15 protein-coding genes are annotated in these 14917 nt (G+C 38.2%); 13 read left to right on the top strand and 2 right to left on the bottom strand.

Annotation, left to right across the window (positions count from 1 at the left end; genetic code table 11):
• Positions 1-116 precede the first annotated feature (116 nt).
• From ccpN to AC3II9_RS01670, 12 genes are all read left to right on the top strand, one after another.
• Positions 117-755: a transcriptional regulator CcpN gene (gene ccpN / locus AC3II9_RS01615; RefSeq protein WP_489152731.1), complete on the top strand. Its 639-nt coding sequence runs from the start codon at positions 117-119 to the stop codon at positions 753-755.
• Between the two features lie 10 nt (positions 756-765).
• Positions 766-1584: a pyruvate, water dikinase regulatory protein gene (locus AC3II9_RS01620; protein ID WP_489152732.1), complete on the top strand. Its 819-nt coding sequence runs from the start codon at positions 766-768 to the stop codon at positions 1582-1584.
• Positions 1585-1814: 230 nt separating this feature from the next.
• Complete coding sequence (gene dnaG, locus AC3II9_RS01625) at positions 1815-3638, top strand: DNA primase (protein ID WP_489152733.1); 1824 nt, start codon at positions 1815-1817, stop codon at positions 3636-3638.
• A gap of 33 nt (positions 3639-3671) precedes the next feature.
• Positions 3672-4796, top strand: coding sequence for an RNA polymerase sigma factor RpoD (gene rpoD, locus AC3II9_RS01630; RefSeq protein ID WP_391367183.1), 1125 nt, complete (start codon positions 3672-3674; stop codon positions 4794-4796).
• Between the two features lie 236 nt (positions 4797-5032).
• Complete coding sequence (locus AC3II9_RS01635; RefSeq protein WP_489152734.1) at positions 5033-5590, top strand: hypothetical protein; 558 nt, start codon at positions 5033-5035, stop codon at positions 5588-5590.
• A gap of 300 nt (positions 5591-5890) precedes the next feature.
• A complete protein-coding gene (locus tag AC3II9_RS01640) occupies positions 5891-6232 on the top strand; it encodes a c-type cytochrome (RefSeq protein ID WP_489152735.1) in 342 nt (113 codons plus the stop codon).
• A 154-nt stretch (positions 6233-6386) separates the two neighbouring features.
• Entirely contained in the window at positions 6387-7082 is a 696-nt protein-coding gene (locus tag AC3II9_RS01645) for a tRNA (adenine(22)-N(1))-methyltransferase (RefSeq protein ID WP_489152736.1), read from the top strand.
• Positions 7079-8200: a Nif3-like dinuclear metal center hexameric protein gene (locus tag AC3II9_RS01650; RefSeq protein ID WP_489152737.1), complete on the top strand. Its 1122-nt coding sequence runs from the start codon at positions 7079-7081 to the stop codon at positions 8198-8200. The genes AC3II9_RS01645 and AC3II9_RS01650 overlap by 4 nt, the downstream gene beginning before the upstream one ends.
• Before the next feature lie 12 nt (positions 8201-8212).
• Entirely contained in the window at positions 8213-8431 is a 219-nt protein-coding gene (locus AC3II9_RS01655) for a hypothetical protein (RefSeq protein WP_489152738.1), read from the top strand.
• A 221-nt stretch (positions 8432-8652) separates the two neighbouring features.
• Entirely contained in the window at positions 8653-9432 is a 780-nt protein-coding gene (locus AC3II9_RS01660) for an amino acid ABC transporter substrate-binding protein (protein WP_489152770.1), read from the top strand.
• Positions 9433-9496: 64 nt separating this feature from the next.
• On the top strand, positions 9497-10153 hold the full coding sequence (locus AC3II9_RS01665; protein WP_489152739.1) for an amino acid ABC transporter permease: 657 nt from the start codon (positions 9497-9499) through the stop codon (positions 10151-10153).
• Positions 10154-10164: 11 nt separating this feature from the next.
• Positions 10165-10911: an amino acid ABC transporter ATP-binding protein gene (locus AC3II9_RS01670; RefSeq protein WP_489152740.1), complete on the top strand. Its 747-nt coding sequence runs from the start codon at positions 10165-10167 to the stop codon at positions 10909-10911.
• A gap of 59 nt (positions 10912-10970) precedes the next feature.
• Here AC3II9_RS01670 and AC3II9_RS01675 read toward each other — a convergent pair whose 3' ends face one another.
• The gene (locus AC3II9_RS01675; RefSeq protein ID WP_489152741.1) at positions 10971-11939 is read right to left on the bottom strand and encodes a 4-hydroxy-3-methylbut-2-enyl diphosphate reductase; all 969 of its coding nucleotides are present in this window, start codon (positions 11937-11939) and stop codon (positions 10971-10973) included.
• A gap of 202 nt (positions 11940-12141) precedes the next feature.
• Positions 12142-12624 carry a VrrA/YqfQ family protein gene (gene vrrA / locus AC3II9_RS01680; protein WP_489152742.1) on the bottom strand — a complete coding sequence of 161 codons (483 nt, stop codon included), beginning with the start codon at positions 12622-12624 and terminating at the stop codon, positions 12142-12144.
• A gap of 959 nt (positions 12625-13583) precedes the next feature.
• Here vrrA and AC3II9_RS01685 point away from each other — a divergent pair.
• Positions 13584-14885 (top strand): DEAD/DEAH box helicase, encoded by a 1302-nt coding sequence (locus AC3II9_RS01685; protein ID WP_489152743.1) that lies wholly within the window; start codon positions 13584-13586, stop codon positions 14883-14885.
• Positions 14886-14917: the final 32 nt, after the last annotated feature.

The following is a 14917-nucleotide window of genomic DNA, read 5'->3' on the forward strand; positions in this document are numbered from 1 at the left end:
ATATTGCAATAAAACGTTTGAAGTGTCAATAAAGAACATTCTAGTTTTATTCTTCGCAATCATTCACGAAATAGTATATAATATTAGTCGAATAAGTATAACATTATTTGAGGCGGGTGAGTCCAATAGAACTCAATAAACGTCAAGACGCTATTTTACAAATCGTAAAAGAGAACGGCCCTATTACAGGTGAACAAATTGCTGAGCGCCTGAGTTTAACACGGGCTACGTTAAGACCGGATTTAGCGATTTTAACAATGGCGGGCTTTTTAGACGCAAGACCACGTGTAGGATACTTCTATGCTGGGAAGAAAACAACAGTATCCTTAACAGAATCCATGATGAATTTGAAAGTGAAAGATTTCCAGTCTATGCCGGTTGTAGTTTCTGAAAATCTAACGGTATATGATGCTATTTTACGTATGTTTTCAGAAGACGTAGGAACACTGTTTGTAGTAGATAAAGATAAACATTTGCAAGGTGTATTATCTCGAAAAGATTTGCTACGTACAAGCATTGGTACACAAGATTTAACGAAGATTCCTGTTCATATTATTATGACCCGTATGCCGAATATCGCATACTGCACAAAATATGATTCACTTATTTTAGCAGCTAAAAAATTGATTGATCGTGAAATCGATTCTATGCCTGTCGTACATGAAAAAGAGTCAGGACTTGAAATTGTAGGACGGTTAACGAAAACGAATATTACAAAGGCGTTTATTTCGCTTGCGGAAACGCATGAGTTGTAGGAAGTGACGTATGAAAACGTTGCGTTTTTTTGTTGTGTCGGATTCAGTCGGTGAAACAGGGGAGGTCGCTGTAAAGGCAGTAGTAAGCCAGTTTAGACCGACATTTGAGCATGTTGCCATTCAGCGATTTCCTCATATTCAAGAAGTAGAGCATATTGAACAAATTGTAAAAATGGCCAGGAGACAAGATGCCATCATTATTTTTACGCTTGTGTTACATCAGCTTCGTAGTGTAATGGTAGCAGTGAGCCAGCAAGAAGGGGTCACAGTTATTGATTTACTTGGGCCAATGCTTGATGCGGTAGAGAAAAAAATCAATACAAAGCCATTAGAAAAACCTGGTATCGTCCATCAACTAGATGATTACTATTTTAAAAAAATTGAAGCCATTGAGTTTGCAGTAAAGTACGATGATGGTCGCGATCCGCGGGGGATTTTATTAGCTGACATTGTGTTGATTGGTGTTTCACGTACATCAAAAACCCCCTTATCGCAATATTTAGCCCACAAACGCTATAAAGTGGCAAATGTGCCGTTAGTGCCTGAAGTGGAGCCGCCGGTCGAATTATTTCATGTTGACCCGAAAAAGTGTTTTGGTTTAGTTATTTCACCAGGACAATTAAATAATATACGGAAAGAGCGGTTAATTGCCCTTGGTTTAACGGAGGGGGCTGTTTATGCACAGCATTCTCGGATTGAAGAGGAGATTCGTCACTTCTATCGAATAGCCGAAAAAGTAGGCTGCGAAGTAATTGATGTCACCAATAAAGCAGTTGAAGAAACAGCCAACTGTATTGTTGAAAAAATTGAACAGGGAAAAATCATATAACGATTATGTAAAACTTAAACCACCTCGACTCTAGGAGGAGGTTTTTTTAACGTGCTATAGTAAAAAAGTATGGAATTATTTTGGAATTTGTTTTATAATAATAAAATTGTGGTAAAAATATTCGCAAAGAGACAAAAGGTATGAAGAATATTAAAATTTTTGTCGAAATTTAGAGGGATTTTTCGTTTTATCTCGAATTGTGTTTAAGGACAAAAAAGAATGGTGATGACATGACTGGGAAAATACCTGAACATTTAATTGAGCAGATTCGTTCGCAGTCTGATATAGTCGACGTCATTAGTGACTATATGCAGTTAACAAGAAGAGGGCGTAACTGGTTCGGATTATGCCCATTTCATGGCGAACAAACACCCTCTTTTTCAGTATCTCAAGATAAGCAAATTTTCCACTGCTTTGGTTGTGGCGCCGGTGGCAATGCTCTTACATTTGTCATGGATATTGAAAATGTTTCATTTCCTGATGCAGTAGTAAAGCTTGCAGAACGTGTCGGCATTCAAGTTGATGTGCAACCACAGAGTGGAGAAGTGGTAAAAGGGCTCTCACCAACAGAACAAAAAATGCGTGAGGCGCATGAGTTTGCAATAGAGTTTTACCATCACTTACTTATTAACACGGAAGAGGGCGAGCCGGCACTAAATTATTTACTAGAGCGTGGTTTTACACGCGAGCTCATTGATACACATAAAATTGGTTGGGCTTTGCCTCAGTGGGATGCACTGACAACGCTGCTGGAACGCAAAGGTTTTACGTTAGAGGATATGGCAATAGGCGGCTTAATTATTCATAAAGAAAACGATAATCGATATTTTGATCGTTTTCGAGGTCGAATTATGTTTCCAATTCGCGATGAAAACGGAAAGGGAATTGCGTTTTCAGGGCGAATTTTAAATAGTGAGGCAGAAGAAGCGAAATATTTAAACAGTCCAGAGTCACCAATATTTCATAAAAGTCAAGTGCTTTACAATTTAGATAAAGCACGTGCATCGATTCGTAAAACACGCAAAATTATCCTGATGGAAGGGTTTATGGATGTGTTGGCTGCGAACCGTGCGGGTGTGTACAATGCAGTCGCTACGATGGGAACGTCGCTGACACCACAGCATGTCCAAAAGCTTAAGCGCTTAGCGGAGCAAATTACGATTTGCTATGACGGGGATAATGCTGGTGTTGAAGGGGCAAAACGTGCTGCTGAGCTATTGCATGCTGAAAAGATAAAAGTCGAAGTTGCAATATTGCCTAATAAAATGGACCCGGATGATTATATTAATCAGTATGGGGCAGAAAGTTTTACAAATCAAATATTAGAAAAACCGTATGCGTATATTGCATTTATGATGATGCATGCAAGACGGGGGAAAAATTTCCAATTTGAAAATGATACGTTCCAATACATTCATGAAGTACTCGAGCATTTAGTCGGTAAAACGTCACCAATTGAGCGTGATTTATACATTAATCAGCTTGCGAAAGAGACGAATATTACGAAACAAGCAATTGAAGCCGAGTACCGCAAGTTTGAAGCGGAACAAGTGAAACATCATAAGCAAGCTCAAAAGAAAATAGAGCGTATTGAGCAACAATCGGTGACGCCTAACAAGCCATTAACTGCTACAGAACGTGCCGAGCGATTATTACTTTCACATATGTTGCATAATGTTTATGTTGTTGACAAACTCTTAAAGAGTGAAGACCCAAATCCGTTCATTCGGGATGATTATAAAACGGTTTTTGTGAAACTAATCGGTTTTTACGAGGAGTATGCATCACCTGATTACCATCGCTTTGTAGAATTGTTAGATGATGCTAATCTTCGGAAAATTGTCATGGAAGCTGCATTAGTTGAGCGAGACCCTGATCATAGTGAACAGGAAATTGCCGATTGTTTAAAGCATATAAAGAAACATCGTATTCAATTAGAAATAGATCATTTAATTCATGAAAGTAAAGAAGCGGAGAAAATGTTTGATTACCTACGAGCTCGTGATTTAGTTACTAAACAAATTGAGTTAAAGCGGCAACTATCGAGCATGTAATCCGATTCGGTTTGCATAGAAGGAGGAAGGTTTATGGCGGACAAGTCAGAACGTTCGAAAGAAACAGGAAATGAACTTACTTTAGATGGGGTGAAGGCGCTTCTGAAAGCGAAGGCAAAACAAGATGGTGAAATTTCTATGAAAGAAATTTCAGATAAGCTTGCAGCATTTGATTTAGATACAGAAGAAGTTTTTAATTTCGCAGATGAAATTGAAAAAAATGATGTGCAAGTTGAAGGTAAGGAAGAGTTTGAAGAAGAAGCATTGTCAAAGCAGGAAGCAAGCGAAGAAGCATTTGATTTAAATGATTTAAGTGTTCCTCCTGGTGTAAAAATTAACGACCCAGTTCGCATGTATTTAAAAGAAATTGGCCGTGTTGATTTACTTTCCGCCGAAGAAGAAATTCGCTTAGCAGAGCGTATCGAGCAAGGTGATGAGGAAGCGCGAAAACGTTTAGCTGAAGCAAACTTACGTCTAGTAGTATCCATTGCAAAACGCTATGTGGGTCGCGGTATGCTTTTCTTAGACCTGATTCAAGAAGGAAATATGGGGTTAATTAAAGCGGTTGAAAAGTTTGACCACCGAAAAGGATTTAAATTTTCAACGTATGCAACATGGTGGATTCGCCAAGCGATTACGCGTGCGATTGCTGACCAAGCACGTACGATTCGTATCCCAGTGCATATGGTTGAAACAATCAATAAATTAATCCGTGTTCAACGTCAGTTATTGCAAGATTTAGGACGTGAACCGTCTCCGGAAGAAATCGGTGAGGAAATGGACTTAACACCTGAAAAGGTACGTGAGATTTTAAAAATCGCACAAGAGCCTGTTTCTTTAGAAACACCGATTGGGGAAGAAGATGATTCGCATTTAGGGGACTTCATTGAAGATTCTGAAGCACAATCACCTTCAGACCATGCAGCATATGAATTGTTAAAAGAACAGCTAGAAGATGTGTTAGATACGTTAACAGATCGTGAAGAGAACGTGCTTCGTTTGCGATTTGGATTAGATGACGGCCGTACACGCACGCTTGAAGAAGTAGGGAAAGTGTTTGGTGTAACACGTGAACGTATTCGTCAAATTGAGGCAAAAGCATTGCGTAAATTACGTCATCCATCACGTTCAAAACGCTTAAAAGATTTTTTAGAATAATGATGTCATTTTAATATGTACAAGAGTGTAGAGAACGTCGATCATTCGACTACGATCTACACTCTTTTTTTAGTAAAAGAGTAGAGCATTGTACATGCTGTTATTCGCTTATTTATGTATTTAGTCATATAAAAAAATCAGAATTTTTATGGTGATGTTACTTTTTGTGGATTTCGAATGACTATAGTATCCGTTAGAATAGTTTTATAAATTATATAAATTTTGGAGATGCATGCATGGCAAATCAACGCAAACAGATTATTATTAATGAAATTACATTTTGGCGAAAAAATAAGTTATTACCAGAACACTATTGCGATTTTTTAATGACGCTTTATACAGGTGGCAATCATGAAAGTGAAGAACTTATGGGAAAGGCAAAGCAGTCTGTGAAAGGCAAGGAAAAGCAAAAGCGGCAATGGATGTTTGTTCTATTTCCATTACTAGCAATTATATTATTTGCGTTATTATTCACGATTGATGCGGTATGGTTCGTAGCGATTCCAGCCACAATACTTGCTATAGGTACGCTATTTGCAACATTTTATTATGCTAAAAAGAATGAACTGTTAACACCCGTTCTTTATATTAGTGGAGCACTGATACTATTAGGTCTTACAGTTAAATTGTGCTTAACGTATTTACCTAAAAATGATTTAGCTATTTATAGTGTACTGATGGGAAATAGCCTATTCTGGTTTTTGTCGGGATTAAAAATGAAGTTAATTTATTTTACTATATCGGGTTTACTTGGAATGGTGGCGATCATCATTTATAGTGCAATGAATATGTAAAATCAAACTGTATAAATTTATTTATTTTATAAAATATTGGAACCTAATGCCCGCAGTGAAGTATTAGCGAGTGAAGAGATTGAAGTCATGTTCTCAAACTCGACCTCTGCCATATAGCATGTATGTCGTTGTCTATTAGAGATGTCAGTTATTGACGCATAAATGTCAAATTTGTTACAAACAAAAGAAAAGTTCCCTTTTAGGGCTTTTCGTTTCTCCATTAATGAAGTACAATAATGATTGTTGAAATGATTCTATATTTATAGAAGCAGTTTTTAAATGAGGGAGGGTATATACGCTATGAAAAACAATCCACTTATTCCTTACGTCCTAATTATGGCATTCGGTATCGGACTTATTTTCTTCATGTCATTACAAGGCGCTGGAAACAAAGATGAAGCAACTGAAGGCGAAAGCGGTGAAGCTACTGCAGAAATCGATGCTGCAGCAATCGTACAATCTTCTTGTATCGGCTGTCACGGTGGTGACTTAGGTGGCGGTATGGGACCAGCTTTAACTGGTGGTCTAGATGCTGAACACGTAAAAACTGTAGTAATGAACGGTCTAAATTCAATGCCTGCTGTTATTACAAACGAAGCTGAAGCACAAGCAGTTGCTGACTATATTGCTGGTTTAAAGTAATCATCAGACAATCAGGGGTGTAGATAGTTGCTTTTTTGCAAATATCTACACTTTTCTATTTTCTATAATAAATCCTTAGTTGTAAGGCGACTAAGGGTTTATTTTTTTATATAATAAATGTTGGAATTGGAATTTAGTAAAGTGAGGGTAAACTATGAATGCACAAAAGCTTTCAAAACGTCTAGAAACGGTTGCTTCGTTCGTGCCAACGGGAGCGGTATTAGCAGATATCGGAAGTGACCACGCTTATTTACCTTGTAATTTAGTACATAAAGGTATTGTAAGTCGTGCGATTGCAGGAGAGGTTGTCAAGGGACCGTATGAATCAGCAGTTCGACAAGTTCGAACGGAAGGATTATCGGAAGTAATTACGGTACGTTTAGCGGATGGGCTAGCAGCCATTCATCCTGAAGATAAAGTGAATACTGTAACAATTGCTGGAATGGGCGGTCCATTAATCGTATCTATTTTAGAGAAAAATCCAGAAAGCTTGCAAAGTGTCACGCGTCTTATTTTACAACCGAATATTCATGCAAAAGCGATTCGTGAATGGGCGATTCGAAATGGGTGGGCGATTCATGATGAAGCGATTTTAGAGGAAGATGATAAAATCTACGAAATTCTAGTGCTGCAGCGTGGAGAGGAACGTTATACGGAGGCAGAAATTTTACTTGGTAAAAAGCTAATGGCAGAAAAATCTCCTGTATTCATGCAAAAATGGACGCGCGAAATGGTGAATTGGGAGCGTGTATTACAATCAATTGAAAAAGCGGAGGCGACGCCAGAAATTGAAAACAAACGCGCTGAACTGCATCATTTAATTGAACTTGTACAGGAGGCACTGACATGAAAACTGCAAATGGAAATGAAATCATTCAGCTATTTGAAAGTTGGGCACCTAAAAAATATGCATGTATGCCAAACGATCCGATTGGATTAGCGATTGGCACACTAAATAAATCAGTCAGTAAAGTATTGGTGACACTGGATGTGACAGATGCAGTGGTGGATGAAGCAATTGCAAACGAATGTGAATTAATTATTGCACACCATCCGCCGATTTTCTTTAAGTTAAGTCATCTGCGAACAGATAACCCTCAAGGAAAGCTCTTTGAAAAATGTTTAAAACATGATATAGCGGTTTATGCAGCACATACAAACTTAGATGTTGCACCAGGTGGCGTAAATGATTTATTAGCCGATGCACTTGGATTAGAAAATCGCCAAATTTTGGAGCACACATATAGTGAACAGCTCATGAAGTTAGCTGTATTTACACCAAAAATGCATGTAGACGAGATGCGTACAGCACTTGCACAAGCTGGAGCAGGACAAATTGGTTTATATGATGCTTGTAGCTTTACATCAAGCGGTGAAGGACGCTTTCGTGCTTTAGAAGGAGCAAATCCTTTTTTAGGCCAAGTGGGTGAAATGGAAGTAGCCGATGAAGAGAAGATTGAAGTTGTTTTTCCTACAAGTGTCAAAAACAAAGTGTTAAAAGCGATGTTAAATACACATCCGTACGAGGAGCCAGCTTATGATGTGTGGACAATGGATTTGCAAGCGAATGAGCAAGGGTTAGGACGCATTGGTAGCTTGGCAAAACCTATGACGCTAAAACAGTTTGCTGAGCATGTGAAAGTACAATTAGATGTACCTGCACTACGTGTTGTAGGAGAGCTTGATAGCATGGTCCGCAAAGTAGCTGTTGTCGGTGGTGATGGCAATAAATATATCCGTACAGCCAAATTTGCAGGAGCGGATGTATTTGTGACAGGAGATATTGGCTTCCATATGGCGCAAGACGCAGAAATAAACGGATTAAATATTGTAGACCCTGGACATCACGTGGAAAAAGTAATGATAAAAGGGGTAGCTGAGAAAATGAGCGCGATGTGTACAGACAAAAAATTACGTGTCCAATTTATTCAGTCTACAATTCATACAGAACCATTTCAATTTATTTAAGGGGCATGAATGATGGATGAAAAACAAGTCATAAATAACGGCAAGGTTTGGATGATTATTGGCATTGCTATCGCTATTCTCGGATTATTATTTACGATTGCAATGAGTGTAGTGAGCAATCAAAATATTAACCGTTTAACAGAGCAGTGTGAAAAAAATGGCGGTCAAGCCGAAGTAACAGAACATGGTTTTATTGTGACAACAAGTTATGAATTTACATGTATTAAATAATGAAGTATACGAGAAATCCATTTGATTTCTCGTATTTTTATTGCGCTGATAAATCAGAATATTCTAACCTGTTTTATGAATATTGACATAGAACTGTTTGAATGCTATCCTTTATCACGTTAACGATTTAGTAGAGTAAACGTTTGAAGAATTTTCTGTCTATTAAACTACATAGGGATTGAGAGGGATTTAGGGTGAAACGTTTTTTACAATTTAGTCTTATGCTTGTGGCGCTTGTAGCCGTTTTAGCTGCATGTGGGTCTGACGATAAAGGGACAAGCACAGGGACAACAGACAAAGAGTCAACTGAAAAAGAAACTGTAATCATCGGAATCGACGATAAATTTGCACCAATGGGCTTCCGTGATGAGAAAAATGAAATTGTTGGTTTTGATATTGATTTAGCACGTGCTGCTGCTGAAAAAATGGGGATGGAAGCAAAATTCCAACCGATTGATTGGAAAACAAAAGAAACAGAATTAAATAGTGGTCGTATCGATTTGATTTGGAATGGTTACACAATTACAGATGAGCGTAAAGAGAAAGTATTGTTTACAAAACCGTATTTAGCAAACGCACAAGTAGCCATTACATTAGCAGATTCAAAATTACATGCTTTATCTGATTTAGAAGGTAAAAAAGTAGGGATTCAGTCATTATCATCAGCACTAGATGCTTTAAATGCAAACCCAATTAGCGAAAAGGTTGCTGGCGTAACAGAATTCGGGGATAATGTATTAGCGTTAACGGACTTAAAAACAGGCCGTGTAGACGTTGTCATTATTGATGAAGTTGTTGCTCAGTACTATATGACATTAGAAGAAGGTACATTTAAAATTCTTGATGAATCACTAGCACCAGAAGAATACGGTGTAGGTGTGAAAAAAGGTAATGAAGCTTTATTAGAAAAACTACAAGCAGCTTTAGATGAAATGAATGAAGATGGTACTGCTGCTGACATTTCAACTAAGTGGTTTGGAGAAGACAAAGTATTAAAATAATTTGAGAATAACGTATCGATAAGAGTTTCCATGTGAAACTCTTATCTTTTTGGGAGGAAATTTCATGGCGGATTATTGGAGTTCCATCGTGTTACCGATGTTAGATGGGGCTAAAATGACGGTCTTATTATTTATCATTGCGATTATCGCGTCAATTCCACTCGGCTTTTTATTAACATTGGCTGTAAAAAGCAGCTTAAAGCCAATTGCTTGGTTTGCACAAACGTATATTTACGTCATGCGTGGAACGCCGCTATTACTACAATTATTATTAATCTGTTTCGGGTTACCGATGATTCCAGGAATTGGAGAATATTTAGTATTAGATCGTTTTGTTGCAGCATGTTTAGGGTTTATTTTAAACTACGCCGCATATTTTGCTGAAATTTTCCGTGGTGGTTTACTGGCGATTGATAAAGGGCAATATGAGGCGGCGCAAGTACTTGGTTTATCAAAATGGCAAACGACAACGCGCATTGTTTTACCACAAATGTTCCGTGTTGCATTGCCAGCTGTTTCGAACGAATCGGTTACATTAATTAAGGATACGGCGTTACTTTACGCTGTAGCTGTACCAGAGTTATTACACTTTGCTCAAACAGCGGTGAATCGAGACTTTACTATTGTACCGTACTTTGTGGCAGGGACAATTTATTTACTTATGACGCTCGTATTAACAGTATTCTTTAAGTGGCTTGAACGTCGCTTTAAGTTTGAATAGAGGTGGAAACGATGGCATTAATCGAAATTACAGATTTAAAAAAATCTTACGGTACACTTGATGTACTAAAGCGTATTTCATTTGAGATTGAAAAAAATGATGTGATTGCCGTCATCGGTCCATCAGGCTCTGGGAAAAGTACGATGTTACGTAGCTTAATTCATCTAGAGGATATCGATGGGGGAAGTATTCGCATTGATGGCGATTATTTAGCTAAAGATGGCGTGTACCCAAAATTAGAAGAGATCAAGTCGATTACAGGGAAAATGGGGATGGTGTTCCAGCATTTTAACCTATTCCCACACTTAACAGTGAAACAAAACCTTGAAATTGCGCCGAAAATGTTAAAGTTAGAATCTGCTCAAGTGATTGAAGCACGTTGTCAAGACTTATTACAAAAAGTAGGTTTAGCAGATAAAGCGGATGTATTTCCGAGCCGTTTATCTGGTGGACAAAAGCAGCGTGTCGCGATTGCACGCGCGCTGATGTTAAACCCACAAATTTTATTATTTGACGAGCCAACATCTGCGCTTGATCCAGAGTTAACGGGTGAAGTGCTAAAGGTAATGAAAGATTTAGCGCAGGAACATATGACGATGATTGTCGTGACGCATGAAATGGGCTTTGCAAAAGAAGTGGCGAATAAAGTGATCTTTATGGACCAAGGTGAAGTTATTGAGGCAAATCATCCCGATGAGTTTTTTACAAACCCACAAAATGAACGTACAAAAGCGTTCTTAATGAAAAATTTGAAGTAATTGATAAGTAGAAGGGGATGTATGAAAAGTGAATGCCACTTTTCATACATCCCCTATTTTTAGTAAGGCATAATTTTTTCTACTGGTTTTGGTTCTTTGATTTTCGGTAAAATTTTGTTCAGTGTGACGGTACGAACAATTTCATGTGTCGCTGGATCATTTTTATCGAATTTTTCTAGGAAGTTAATGACTTCTTTGACGATTGGTGTCGGTGTTGAAGCACCAGCTGTCACGGCTACCTTTTCAATATTCATTAACCATTCGATTTTTAGTTCTGAAATATCCCCGATACGATAAGAAGGCGTACCAGCGATTTCTACAGAAACTTGCGTTAAACGGTTTGAGTTGTTTGATTTTGGGTCACCTACAACGATTAACAGATCAGCAACGCCAGCTTGTTCGGCTACAGCCTCCTGGCGTACTTGTGTAGCTAAACAAATTTCCTTGTGTACTTCTACATGTGGGAACTTTTCTTTAATGCTATCCATTAAAAAGGCTACATCCCATTGACTCATTGTCGTTTGGTTTGTCACTAAAATATTAGGATTTGTAAGTGTTAATGTATCAATATCTTTCATTGATTGGACAAGGTGAACATGGTCTGGTGCAACCCCGATTGCGCCTTCAGGTTCCGGATGTCCTTTTTTGCCGATATAGATAATATCATAGCCTTGTGCCGATTTTTCACGGATTAAATCATGTGTGACTGTCACGTCTGGGCATGTCGCATCGATTGATACTAGACCTTTACGTTTGGCGATTTCGCGAATTTCTGGTGACACACCGTGCGCAGTAAAAATGACTGTTCCTTGTTCTACTTGCTCAATAATATCTTTGCGGTTATCTCCATCAAGTGTAATAATGCCTTCTTCCTCAAATGCATCTGTTACATGTTTATTATGAACAATCATACCTAAAATGTAGATTGGTCGAGGTAATGTCTTATCTAGCGCGGCATTACGGGCGATAACCATTGCATCAACAACTCCATAGCAATACCCACGCGGATTAATTTTAATAACTTCCATGCTTCAAACTCCTTTCAAGCTTGTCCTTTTATTATAACGGAGCATAGAAATTAATACAAAGGAACGTTTTGTTGAATTAGAAGGTGGAAACAACAATAAGTGAAGAAGGCCTCATATCGAGACCTCCTTTACTTAGTAGTGAAGCAGTATGCATATATAGGAAAGGACCTAGCCCCCTCTATTTCGAACGGGCTGTATCTTTTTAAGGTTGATAAATTTTAGGAAGCGATGGTTTTGTCGTATAATCAGTGGAACGTTTTGGTTTTTGTGGTGATCCAACAAATCCTTCTGATTTAGGGGGGCTTGCTGAGTCTGTAGATTGTTGCATGTCGGGCATATTTTGGAACCCTTTATAAAGCTTTAGAAGTGCCGGTAAGTTTTTAAACATAGGCATTGCTTGTTGTACATAGGGCGCGTATGTTTGAGCAGTTTTCATTAATTGACCTGTCGATTGTAAAAATTGCTCTATGCGAGAAGGTGCAGCTCCAGCTCCAGCTACTGCAGCAGCGGCAGCTGCTGCTGCGGGTGCTCCAGGTGCTCCTAGAGGTACGGGAGGTACTGGGGATCTTGGGAATCCAGCACCGCCGCCGGGTATTCCAAAGAATCCGGGTGGTCTAATAGGCATCTGTGGAGAATACATTGGCATTTGATACGGTATATTTCGATAAAACGGATTCGGATACATACTTTTCTCCTTTCGGTCACATTATTAATTGACGCAGTGCTTGATTAAAGCTATCATATGCAAATGATTGCCTTAAAGTTCGGTAAATGTAAGTACACAAACTCATAGACTTCTACATTGAATAGGTTGCTGTACAGTTTTTATCTATTTAAAATGAATTTTTTTAGGTGGGGTATTCTGCTATATTTTATGCTCTAATTCATCGTAAAGTGCTTCCTATTCGTCCATTTGCTCATGGAATTTAGAAGTAAATTATTAGCTTTAAGTTTTGTATGCAGTATGTTAATGGCGAGGAATGTCTTGTTTTTAAAATGTATAACTACCGGTAAGTTAGTGAATGTCATGTCCTGTATGTACTTCATGGATGGAGCTTTAAAATAACTTATTATCTCCCACCTTTTTTTAACTGTTACGTTATGGAACAGTCTTAACAATGAGGGATTGCCCATCGGTGTATAGTATTATCTTGTCGTTTAGTAAAATGAAATCTACACAACTCATTTAAAAAGTTCAGCAATGGTTACTACCCTCTTATTTATAATTATTACAGCATATGTCGCTGAGATTGCAGAGGTTGGGCTTGAGTTGGATATGGGGAAGGGAACAATATTTCGCTACGTTTCTGTAAGATGGTTATACCACATACGTGTAAACGAAAAGAAAATGATTACTTTTACATAAGAAAAACCCTTTTTAGAACATGGAGTAGTATATGCTTTTACCGTCATAGCTACAGGTGCGGGCTGTGGCGCATCTATATGTTCATCTGTCTAGGGGGGAATCGCTGTAAAATTCAAAATATAATGATTGAACACGCATTTGTTGCATTCCTAATGAATTTTAGAGTAAATTAAGTAAGTTAATAAGCGTAAACAGGTAAAATACTTGTATAAACCGAACGTTTAGTCAACTAAATGTACATTTCGTGGTACAATAGGAGACGATAGAGGAGTGAAAAGATGTCAAAATATACAGATTATCAATTGAAGCCTTTTTTGCAGGACGCGATTGCAGAGTTAGGCTTTAAAGAACCGACACCCATTCAAAAAGAAATGATTCCATTAATTTTAAAAGGGAAAAGTGCAATTGGACAGGCGCATACTGGTACAGGTAAAACGCATAGTTTCTTGCTACCAATCGTAGAGCGTATTGATGAAGAGCGACAAGAAGTGCAGGCAGTTATTACATCACCAACACGTGAGCTTGCACAGCAAATTTTTGATGCACTACAACAGTTAATTGAAAAAACAACTATTCAAGCGAAATTATTTATCGGCGGTACGGACAAGCAACGTTCAATCGATAAATTAAAAACACAGCCGCAAATTGTTGTAGGGACACCAGGTCGTATTAAAGATTTAGTAAAAGAAGGGGCATTACTTGTCCATACAGCTCCGATTTTAGTTGTTGATGAAGCAGACCTTGCGTTTGATATGGGCTTTATTGAAGAGATTGATGGTTTTGCGAGTCATATGCCAGAAAAGCTTGAAATGTATGTATTTTCAGCAACGATTCCTGAAAAGTTACAGCCATTTTTAAAGAAGTATATGGATTCACCGATTCATATTCATATGAATGATAAACGTCCAGTTGCTGAAAACATTGACTTTTATCTTGTACCGGTCCGTTCAAAGTCACGTAATTCACGTTTAGTTGATGTCATTAAAGGGATTAATCCATTTTTAGCGGTTATTTTCTGTAATACACGAAAAACGGCTGAACACGTGGCCAATTATTTAGCAGAGCAAGGCATTCGTGCTGGGCAAATTCATGGCGATTTAACACCACGTGATCGCAAAAAAATGATGAAGCAAATTCGTGATTTAGAATTTCAATATATTGTAGCGACAGACCTTGCTGCGCGTGGTATCGATATTCAAGGTATTTCACATGTGATTAACTATGAAATCCCAGAAGATCTTGAATTCTTTATCCACCGTGTTGGTCGTACCGCACGTGCAGGTAACAAAGGAACAGCGATTACGCTATACACACCGGAAGACGAGGATGCATTAGCACGTGTCGAGAAGATGGGTATTCCGTTCGAGCAAAAAGATGTGAAAAACGGTGAATGGACAGATTTAAAAGATCGCCATCAACGTAAAAATCGCGTCAAACAGGAAAATGAAATTGATGTGAAAGCAAAAGCGCTTGTACGTAAGCCAAAGAAAGTAAAGCCGGGCTATAAGCGTGCGATGAAGTGGGAAATGGATAAAATTAAAAAGCGTGAACGTCGCTTAAAAAATCGTGGTAAAAAATAACTTTACTAGCAAATAGCATGAAAATTTAGAGA

The sequence above is a fragment of the Lysinibacillus sp. RU7 genome (assembly GCF_057837305.1).